Raw genomic sequence first — 10,564 nt, 5'->3', positions numbered from 1 at the left:
CGATCGTGTGTTCTCTGTTTGACCCTCATGAATGAGTGTCAGTAACATCATACCTCATATTTCTGAGAAAGGCTATAAATACCCAGAATTACCGCAAACATCCATATTCCCCAAATATATCCCGCCAGCAATTCTTGGCGCTTGGGTATGGATAAACTGAGCTTTTCGCGATCGACAAAAACAGACCACGCGATGGGAAAAACCAGCAACCAAACTTGACAAAAGACTGACAGTGTTTGTCCCCAGCTTCCAGGGGCAATATACAAGCCTGCTATTATACCAATACTAGCAGCAGGGACAAGTAGTGTTAAAGCCAATAGTGCGGTTTTGCGATCGCCCCTGTTCAGCATTTTTCACGCTTTATTGTTGTAAAATTGGATTGATATCAAAGGTAAAAGCTTAGCCACTGGCGACAGGCGATACCACTTTCAAAAAACAATGCAACTTTAGGCAATAGCCAAACCCGTATCCAGTCAGTTATTCCCAATTATTTAATCTAAAATATAAGATGGTAGGAGATTTGTGCCGCTTATAAAAGTGGCGCCAATTTGTGGCGACTAAAAATATGCAGTTACCCAAAATTGAAGACTCCGCCGTTAAAGAAGTTTTTGTGGGTACAAAGTCTTTATTCAAGCACAATTTGATAATCGGTTGGCATTGGGGACTCGAAATACCATAATATGATTAAATCCCTAATAGCTGTGTATTTTGGCTGAATGACGATCGCAATTGATTTTGGAACTAGCAACACCGTCGTCGCTCGCTGGAATCAAGTCCTCCAGCAGCCCGAAACTTTGAAATTACCGGGATTGTCGGCAATCTCGGCTCAAAATCCGCCCCTAATTCCCAGTTTACTCTACATTGAGGACGCTGCTCAAAGTAAAGTCTTACTCGGTCAGCAAGTCCGCGACCGAGGCCTTGATTTGAGTGGAGATTCTCGGTTTTTTCGCAATTTTAAGCGGGGAATTGGCACTTCTGTTCAGGGTTTTGTGCCGGAACTGGACGGGCAACTTATTACTTTTGAACAAGTAGGTGAGTGGTATTTGAGCCAAATTGTGAACTCAATTCGCGAACTGCCCTTGCCGATCGATTCTTTGATTTTTACTGTGCCGGTAGATAGTTTTGAAGCTTACCGCCATTGGTTGGGCAAAGTGTCTCAATCTCTGCAAGTAGAACAGGTGCGGATGTTGGACGAACCTACGGCGGCTGCTTTGGGTTACGGTTTAGCCGATCGCGAAATTCTGTTAGTCATTGATTTCGGCGGCGGCACTCTCGATCTTTCTGTAGTGCGTTTGGACCCTTCCTCCGACAAAAAGCCCCTCGGTTTTATTCTCAAGTGGGGCGAAAAGTTATTGGCGGAATCTTCATCACAAAAAACAAAAGTTGCGCGGGTTTTGGCTAAATCCGGACGAAATTTGGGCGGTTCTGATATTGATAATTGGCTGGTTGACTATTTTTTCAAAACAAAAGGGCTGGCAAAATCTCCGATCACAACGAGATTAGCAGAACGGTTAAAGATTCAGTTGTCTTTAGTGAATCAGGCGGTTGAGGTTTATTTTGATGACGAAAATTTTGAGAGTTACGAATTAGAATTAGACCGATCTCGCTTTGAATCTATCCTCGCCGAACATCAGTTTTTTGACAACCTCGACGAGTGCATGAATCAAGTATTGCAGCAAGGGCGGCGCCAAGGCTTAGAAATTGGCGACATCGATGCAGTTTTGCTAGTTGGGGGTACTGTCCAAATTCCCGCCGTCGGGCGTTGGGTGCAGCAATATTTCGAGCCGGCCCAAATTCGCTGCGACAAACCCTTTGAGGCGATCGCCCAAGGTGCTCTGCAACTGAGTCAAGGCATAGAAATCAAAGATTTTCTCTATCACAGTTACGGAATTCGCTACTGGAACCGCCGCGAAAATTGCCACAGTTGGCACAGTTTAATCAAATCCGGCCAGTCTTATCCGATGAGCGAACCGGTAGAATTAGTCTTGGGGGCTTCTTTAGAAAATCAGCCAAGTATAGAATTAATTATTGGTGAATTGGGAGCGGAAACTGGCGGCACGGAGATATATTTTGACGGCGACAGGCTAATTACTCGCCAACTCGCGGGCCAAACATCGGTACAGCCTTTAAATGATAAAGACGGAGCCCGCAGCATCGCTCAATTGACGCCGCCTGGGTATCCGGGGAGCGATCGCATAAAAGTTTTGTTCCGCGTTGACGAACAGCGCTTTTTGCGAATTACCGTGGAAGATTTGCTGACGAATCAAACTTTGTTAGAGGATAAACCAGTGGTGCAGCTAAGTTAGGAATAAGTTTTACAGGTAAGGTGCGCCGAAGCGCACCCTACTGATTGCGTTCAAAACAAATTTTTAAAAGCAGATGGACTACAAACTAGAAGTTCCACTCTCTCCGGAACTAGAAAAGTATCGCGACAGAATCGAAGCTACCATTAAACCTTACATCGAAATTCAAACCCAGAATAATAATGACGTTAATTGGTGGGAGAGTAAATTTGGGGGATTTCCTTATTTACCTAAAGGCTTTGAATATCCCAAAACTTGTGACGGTAAATATTTATTTTTGCTAGCGCAACTCAACTTTGATGAAATACCGCCTTTAGATGGTTTTCCCGATCGGGGCATCTTACAGTTCTATATAGCCGACGATGACCTGTATGGTTTAGATTTCGGCAATTACGCCAATGTAGATAATCCCGCAGTCGAACAAAAATTCAAAATAATATATTTTCCTCAGCCCGACTTCCAAGTTGAAAACATGATTACCAATTATGATTTTTTGCCGAAACCCGAAGCTTTTCCTGTTGATGGCTGTTGCAGCTTGCAATTTACTAAAAAATATGCGCCGATTAGTACCAGTGACTACCAATTTACCGAACTTTTAGGCTCGGAAATCGATGAGTTATTTATGAACCCTGAAATTGAGGATGAGTACCTAGAAATATCGCCTTCCTTTGATCATAAAATAGGTGGTTATCCTGATTTTGTACAAAATGACGTAAGAGAATATAGTAGTAACTGTGATCTGGTACAAAAATCAAAAATTCTTCTCTTCCAAATGAATACCGATTGCAATGAGACAGTAGATATCATGTGGGGAGACACTGGTGTAGGTAACTTTTTTATTGATGAATCAGCACTCAAACAATTAGATTTTAGTAAGGTTTTATACAATTGGGATTGTGGTTGAAAGCAGCCGTTAAGTAAGCAAACTTAAAAAAAGAGAATACCCAGAACCCCAACTTCTTTAAGAAGTCGGGGTTCTAATGCCCCATGCCCCATGCCCAATTCCCCATGCGCCATGCCCTAAATCTCAGATTTGTGCACCACCACTGGTGTCCCCACCGAGGCCCATTCAAATAGCCATTTAGCGTGATTTACAGCTACATTTGTGCAGCCGTGAGTAACGGGATTGCCAAACAAATTGTGCCAGTAAGCGCCGTGAATTGCATTGCCACCGTCGTAATACATTGTATAGGGAACGTCCGGCACGTCGTAGTCCGGCCCAGTCATTCTCGCAACGCGGTATTTGGTTTCAACGGCAAAGGTTCCCGTGCGGGTGGGAGTCGATGATTTACCGCTGGAAATAACCACCGCGTAAACAGGTATATTTCCTTCCCAAGCTATTAACCTTTGTCTTGACAAATCTATTTCAATCCAGCGCTGGCTGGATTGCTGCAACTGCATAATTTTATTAGCAATTATGTTGTGCTGTTCCCCGGCCAATGCGGTCATTGAACCGCCGCAGAATGCACCAAATGTTAGGGCGCACCCGGCACAGAAAGTTCCAGCGCGGCGGAAGTAAATTGAGTTGATAATGCTGTTCATTTCTCACACCTCGTACTATTTTAGATTTTAGATTTTAGATTTTAGATTGGCTTGTCCTATTGTAGATTTTAGATTTGAAATGTTGGATTGGTAAACTGGACTTAACAAGTTGTTAAGTTTTGGGCGAGATTCCGGGCAATTTGGACGATCGCCCGCCAATCGCGATTTTCCACTAAGTGTTTAGGAAATAAGTCTCCGGCTAAACCAACGGCGATCGCCCCAGCGTCTATAAATACTTTCGCATTTTCCAGCGTCACCCCGCCAGTGGGAATTAAAGGAATGTTTCCCAAGGGGCCTTGCAGGCTTTTCAGGTAAGCCGCGCCTCCCAAAGCCGATATCGGAAACACTTTAACGCAGGTAGCGCCTGCTTGCCACGCGGTTACAATTTCCGTAGGAGAAAAAGCACCGGGGACGATCGGCACTCCGGCGTCAACTGCTGTTTTAATCATCGCTACATCGGTGTGTGGAGTAAACAGAAATTGAGCGCCACAGTCTAGTGCTTGCTGCAACTGTTCTAAGTTTAATAAAGTGCCGGTGCCAATACTAAAAGTAGGAAATTCTGACCGGAGTTCCGCAATTAATTCAGCGGCTTTGTGGGTGTTCCAAGTAATTTCAATAAACTGGATTCCGCCTGCTGCTACCGCTGATGCCATCTGCCAAGCAAGTTCCTTTTCTGATGAACGGATGACTGCGATCGCCCGGTGTTTTTTTAGTTGTGTCAACCAAGATTGATGATTCATGCTAACTGATTTTGCCGCCAGATAATTCTATACAGTTCATATCGGAAGACCCAGCGGTTGAAACCGCGTCTATACAAACAAAACCCACCTCCGTGGGTTTCCGAGGGGGGGTTAAAATTGCGTTATTTTCTTTACACCACAGGCGAGTGGACTGCGTTTGACTCGCTAGCGAGAGTAAGTAAAGCCTCAGCATCGCTCGGTTGTGCCATCCATATTACCGCCATTTGCATAACCTCGCTCTACCCGTTGTAATGAGCAACAACTTTAGTCACTTCTCCGGTTGAACTGACTTCCATAAACTCACCTGCCTTCGTGCCTTTTTGGTTGATGTAGTAAAGGACAACACTGGAAACTCCCCACATCACATCAAGCAACTCAAACTTGAGGTCAGGATAAACTTCCAGCCCTTTTTTGAAGTAGTTTCGTAGCGCTTCTTTGCCTGTCACTGTCCCAGATGGTTCGTTTAGCAGTTGCGCTGCGACAGGCGATATCAGAATTACATCTTCTGCGTAATGGGACATGATTCGCTCGAGGTTATGAGTATTCCAAGCTTCTACCCAATCAAGTGCAAGTTCACGTGCTCTATCTTCAGTGACGATCATGGTTTGCTACTCCAATGCTTTTTTTGGCTGCTTCCTGTGTGCCCACAAAAAAATCGGGGCGATTCCAGACAATCCCAGAATCACCCCAATTATCGATTTCAAATTTTAGATTTAATCTAAAATCCCAAATCTAAATTGTAAAATCGATTAGGCGATCGTCGCCATTTTCACATCGCTATTAGCTAACAAATTTTGCAATTCATCCGCATCCACAGTTTCCTTTTCAACTAGCATATCTGCCAAAGCATTAAGGACATGGCGGTTGCCGACGAGTACATCTTTAGCGCGACGGTAAGCTTGCTCTACCAACAAACGCACTTCATCATCGATCGTCGCTGCGGTTTCTTCTGAGAAATCGCGTTCAGCCATGATATCGCGACCCATGAACATATTGCCTTGTTGGCGACCCAAAGCTACAGGGCCTAGCCGATCGCTCATTCCGAAGCGAGTCACCATTTGCCGCGCTACTCTTGCCACTTGCTGCAAGTCGTTTGACGCACCGGTTGTTACTTCTTCCTCGCCGAAGACAATCTCTTCAGCAATGCGGCCGCCCAAAGCTACCGCCATTTGATTTTGCAAATAAGACCGAGAATACAAGCCAGAATCCATCCGATCTTCGCTTGGTGTGAACCAAGTCAAACCGCCAGCGCGGCCGCGGGGGATAATGCTAATTTTCTGCACGGGGTCATAATCGGGCATGAGCGCGCCCACTAAAGCGTGACCGGCTTCGTGGTAAGCTACCAAAGTTTTGCGCTTTTCGCTCATCACGCGGTCTTTCTTTTCTGGGCCGGCGAGCACGCGGTCGATCGCATCGTTGACTTCATCCATTGAGACTTCGGTCAAGTTGCGGCGGGCGGCTAAAATGGCTGCTTCGTTGAGTAGGTTGGACAAATCCGCACCGGTGAAACCGGGTGTCCGGCGGGCGATTTTTTCCAAGTCCACGTCTTTCGACAAAGTTTTGCCGCGGGCGTGAACGTTGAGAATTTCTAGGCGACCTCCGAAGTCGGGGCGATCGACTACAACTTGGCGATCGAAGCGACCCGGACGCAGCAGCGCCGCATCGAGCACATCGGGGCGGTTGGTGGCAGCAATCAGAATGATGCCAGTATTGCCCTCAAAGCCGTCCATTTCTGTCAGCAACTGGTTCAGGGTTTGTTCCCGTTCGTCGTTACCACCGCCCAAACCAGCGCCCCGCTGGCGGCCTACGGCGTCAATTTCATCGATAAATACGATACAAGGAGCGTTAGATTTAGCTTGTTCAAACAAGTCGCGGACGCGGGAAGCACCGACCCCCACGAACATTTCCACAAATTCTGAACCGGAAATCGAGAAGAAGGGAACGCCTGCTTCTCCAGCCACTGCTTTTGCCAGCAGGGTTTTGCCAGTTCCGGGAGGGCCGACCAGCAGCACGCCTTTGGGGATTTTTGCTCCGACTGCGGTGAAGCGGTCTGCATTTTTCAGGAAGTCCACGACTTCTGCGAGCTCTAGCTTGGCTTGTTCGATGCCGGCCACGTCGCCAAAAGTCACCTGAGTTTGCGGCTCCATTTGGACTCTAGCTTTGGATTTGCCGAAGTTCATGGCTTGGTTGCCGGGCCCGTTTTGGGCGCGCCGCACCAGGAAAAACAGTCCGACCAAAAGCAGAATCGGGAAGAACAGACTGCTGAGGGCTTTTACCCAGAAGCCTTCGTCGCTTTGGGGCAGAACTGAAATATCTACGTTATTTTTGCTCAGGATGTTGATCAGTTCTGGGTCGTTAGGCAGGTTGACAATCACCTTGTTGCCGTCCTGGGCTGTGACCAGGGCTTTGCTGCGATCGGAACTGATATTTATTTTGTCTACTCTCTTGCCTTCGACTTCCTGAATGAATTGACTGTACTTCCAAACTTCGCGGCTTGGGGGCTGTTTGTCAAAAAAAGCCGTTGCTAAGGCAATGACTACAATAGCCAGCAGTGCGTACAGGCCAGCGTTTCTCCAGCGTTTATTCACCGAGGTCGATCCTCCTAATTTTTAGTCCCTGTGATCTGGGAATTTTTATTTATGTTCATCAATCTTAACGTAATTGTAACTTGTTTTTGTGTGGTGAGGAATCCCGGCCATGCTGTGGCGGTCTAAGGTGAGGTTGTGGAAACCGAACGGCCCTGGGCTTCGTCAGGAGATGCGGGTGCTGTCTTAAGGGTTACATTTCCGGCTACACTATAGAACAGAATTTGTCAATAGATTGTCCCTCGCTCGACTGAGAAATTAACTTGTTCGCAGTTGCACGCTCTTTGCACCACGCGGCATTGAAACGCAACTTCTGTTTTGACCGACAATTTGACGTATAAATTAAGATGCACCGATCGCAATTGACCGATCGCGAATAGCCCAAGGAAAACTCAAAATGTCAGATTCGCAAGATACTTTCATTTTCAACGGTCAACGGCTGGCCTACAACCGGCTCAAGCACAACAACTATCCCGCCTCGGAGAGAGCGGTAGAAATACCCATAGCCTGCAACTTTCTTGCCGGATTGAAGGATAAAAGCAGACTGCTGGAAGTGGGTAACGTGCTGCAATATTACCCCGAACTTATCCCGACAGATATTGCCGAAATTCAAGCTAGAAGAATTATCGACAAATACGAAACTGCTGTGGGAGTAGACAAAAGTGATTTAATGGATGCCGATCCCCAAGAGAAGTATAGCGGTATAATTTGCATCTCTACAGTAGAACACATAGGACAAGGATCTGACCCGAGTGAAGCTTACGGTGAAGAGCAGGAAAAATATGATTGGCAAGGCCCTTTAAAGGCGATCGCCAAAATCTACGATTTGCTGTCAGATAACGGTAGAGCGCTGATTACAGTACCCTTCGGTAAATTCCTCGAAAGGGGGTGGTATATCCAGTTTAGTCAAGATTACTTAAATCTCTTATTCGAGGGATACAATATTCCTAAAAATGCGGTCAGTGCCAGTTATTTAAAATTAGTTAAAGTTGACAAATCCCAGCCGCAGCCTTCAGTTTGGCAACAAGCAAATCCCGAAGAACTTGTTAGCGCACAATACAATGCCCCTTTTCCTTTTGCCAATGCGATCGCCGTCCTCGATATTACCAAAATTCCTGCTACTCGATCGGCATTGACTCAACCCGCAACCGCCGACAAACAGCCGCCAGTATTTAGTAGAGTAACAAGCAAGCTGTGCGTCAACAGAGACTTTCAGACAGATTACTATGAGCATTGGATAGACAAACTCCAAGCTTCCAAAACTATTCACCGCAAATATTGGGAGTGGGTTGTCATGTCTCAAGCTTTGAATGAAAGAGGATTTCTCAAAGCCGGAAAAAAAGGCATGGGTTTTGCTGTTGGTAACGAACCGCTACCGTCAGCATTCGCTTCTTTAGGGTGCGAAATTGTCGCCACCGACCAAAATTACGACATTCCAGAAGCCAAGGAACACTGGGCCACAACCGATCAACTTTGCCGCGGCAAACAAGCACTTAACGAAAAGCAAATCTGCCCGCCAGAAACCTTTGACAAACTTGTCAGCTTCCGCGAAGTTGACATGAACAATATCCCCGAGGAATTAAAGCAAGGTGAGTTCGATTTTATTTGGTCTTCCTGTGCCTTTGAGCATATAGGATCGATCGAACACGGACTCAGATTTGCCAAAGAATCTCTGAAATGCTTAAAGCCCGGCGGTATCGCAATTCATACAACAGAGTTCAACTGTTCATCAAATGAAGGAACCTTAAACACAGACAATTTAGTATTCTTCAGACACAGAGACATTCAGCGTTTAATCAGTGAACTAACAGCCGAGGGATATCGCGTAGAACCTCCAGATTACTGGATGGGCGACAGCAAATACGATTTGACGGCGATGAAAGATCTTAGCAATCAATGGGCACCGCACCTGAAAATACAATTGGGCGGTTACATTGCAACTTCCTTGCTTTTAATCATCCACAAACCGCAGGAAATATATGCAGAATCTTACCCGCCAGTCTATGCGTATGGCGAAAAACAGCAGGAGTTTATCAAGATTTTTTATGACATATCCGTACTGGGATACGGACACTACGATTCGCGTTCTCGAACGGGTGTTGCCCGAGTCATAGAGAATATCGCATCGGGTTTAATTGCCTCGAAACAGTTCGATTTATCTTTTTCTGCCACTCGTTCTTGGTACGCTGTGAATTCTTGCCTGGATTACTTGCAGACTCAGCCCAATTTTCGGGGGATACCTTTGGCTCACTCCAGCTTTTTCAGAAATTTTGAAAGCAAATTAATCGAGCTTTACAAGATGTTAGAAAACCGGGAAAAAATCTTCCCGGAACACAGCCAAGATCCCCAGTCAAAAGTGGTAACAGACAGCTTAAAAAAATACCTTTCAAATTCGATCGGCATTTCAAAGCAGCGCAGCCATTTAATCGACCAGGAGAGCTTGAGCGAAGCCGATATTTTCCACGCGACATTTTATCAGATTCCGCACCAAGCACGCGAGTGCAAAAAGCTCAAAAAATTTGCCACTGTTTACGATTTGATTCCTATCGTATTGTCGCAGTTCTTTATCGGTAAAAATGATGACGACTACCAGAGAATGCTTGAATCTTTAAACAGCTTAACCGCCGAGGATTACATTCTCTGCATATCTCAAGCCACCAAAAACGATTTGCTAAATCACGTCAAACTAAACCCGGAAAGAGTGTTTGTAACTCATCTAGCGGCAAATACCGCTTTATTTTACCGCTGCAATGATGCGGAAAATATGGCATCGGTCAAGCATAAATACGGCATTCCCGACGCACCGTATATCTTGGGTGTCAGCACATTAGAACCTCGAAAAAACCTCGAACACGTCATCCGCTGCTTCGCAAAAGTCGTGCAGCAACAAGGTATCAAAGACCTCAACTTAGTTTTAGTCGGCGCTAAAGGTTGGGAGTACGAAAAAATCTTTCAAGAAATTGCTAACTTCGGTCTCTCAAAAGACCGTATCATTATTACTGGCTATGTAGCCGATGAAGATTTAGCCGCCATCTACAGCGGTGCGATGGTTTTTATTTACCCGTCGCTGTATGAAGGTTTCGGTTTGCCGCCTTTAGAAGCAATGCAGTGCGGTATTCCTGTGATAACCTCGAATAATTCATCGTTTCCCGAAGTAGTCGGCGATGCGGGAATTATGCTCGATCCGACAGATGCTGACGGACTTTGCCACAGCATCATAAAACTGTACCGTACACCTGCTTTGCGGCAAGAAATGTCTTTAAAGTCGCTAGCACAAGCCAAAAAGTTTAGCTGGGAAAGGTGCACTCAGGAGACAATGGCTGCTTACAAAACAGCTTTGTCTGGTTGAGAAATCCCAGCAGGTTGACTGCGTAATTCCTGCCTGTCCTTCGCA

The 10,564-nt window shown here is 45.9% G+C and carries 8 protein-coding genes; 3 read left to right on the top strand and 5 right to left on the bottom strand.

Annotated features, from left to right (window positions below; all coding sequences use genetic code 11):
* Positions 1-47: 47 nt before the first annotated feature.
* A complete protein-coding gene (locus QT996_RS23745; protein WP_333049501.1) occupies positions 48-350 on the bottom strand; it encodes a hypothetical protein in 303 nt (100 codons plus the stop codon).
* Between the two features lie 366 nt (positions 351-716).
* On the opposite strand from QT996_RS23745, the gene QT996_RS23740 reads away from it, so the two are divergent.
* Positions 717-2,306: an Hsp70 family protein gene (locus QT996_RS23740; protein ID WP_333049500.1), complete on the top strand. Its 1,590-nt coding sequence runs from the start codon at positions 717-719 to the stop codon at positions 2,304-2,306.
* Positions 2,307-2,379: 73 nt separating this feature from the next.
* Positions 2,380-3,207: a YwqG family protein gene (locus QT996_RS23735; RefSeq protein ID WP_333049499.1), complete on the top strand. Its 828-nt coding sequence runs from the start codon at positions 2,380-2,382 to the stop codon at positions 3,205-3,207.
* A gap of 116 nt (positions 3,208-3,323) precedes the next feature.
* Here the strand turns inward: QT996_RS23735 and QT996_RS23730 are convergent, their stop codons facing one another.
* From QT996_RS23730 to ftsH3, 4 genes are all read right to left on the bottom strand, one after another.
* Positions 3,324-3,845, bottom strand: a complete 522-nt coding sequence (locus QT996_RS23730; RefSeq protein ID WP_333049497.1) for a L,D-transpeptidase — start codon at positions 3,843-3,845, stop codon at positions 3,324-3,326.
* A 101-nt stretch (positions 3,846-3,946) separates the two neighbouring features.
* Entirely contained in the window at positions 3,947-4,585 is a 639-nt protein-coding gene (locus QT996_RS23725; protein ID WP_333049495.1) for a bifunctional 4-hydroxy-2-oxoglutarate aldolase/2-dehydro-3-deoxy-phosphogluconate aldolase, read from the bottom strand.
* A gap of 239 nt (positions 4,586-4,824) precedes the next feature.
* Positions 4,825-5,187 carry a nuclear transport factor 2 family protein gene (locus QT996_RS23720; protein ID WP_333049493.1) on the bottom strand — a complete coding sequence of 121 codons (363 nt, stop codon included), beginning with the start codon at positions 5,185-5,187 and terminating at the stop codon, positions 4,825-4,827.
* 147 nt (positions 5,188-5,334) lie between these two features.
* Positions 5,335-7,173: an ATP-dependent zinc metalloprotease FtsH3 gene (ftsH3, locus tag QT996_RS23715; RefSeq protein ID WP_333049491.1), complete on the bottom strand. Its 1,839-nt coding sequence runs from the start codon at positions 7,171-7,173 to the stop codon at positions 5,335-5,337.
* A 394-nt stretch (positions 7,174-7,567) separates the two neighbouring features.
* On the opposite strand from ftsH3, the gene QT996_RS23710 reads away from it, so the two are divergent.
* The gene (locus QT996_RS23710) at positions 7,568-10,519 is read left to right on the top strand and encodes a glycosyltransferase (RefSeq protein WP_333049489.1); all 2,952 of its coding nucleotides are present in this window, start codon (positions 7,568-7,570) and stop codon (positions 10,517-10,519) included.
* Positions 10,520-10,564 lie beyond the last annotated feature (45 nt).

Source organism: Microcoleus sp. S13C4, assembly GCF_036700865.1.
Lineage (GTDB): Bacteria > Cyanobacteriota > Cyanobacteriia > Cyanobacteriales > Microcoleaceae > Microcoleus.
Note: the sequence above shows the minus strand (reverse complement) of the source record. Positions and strands in the feature narration are given on the sequence as shown.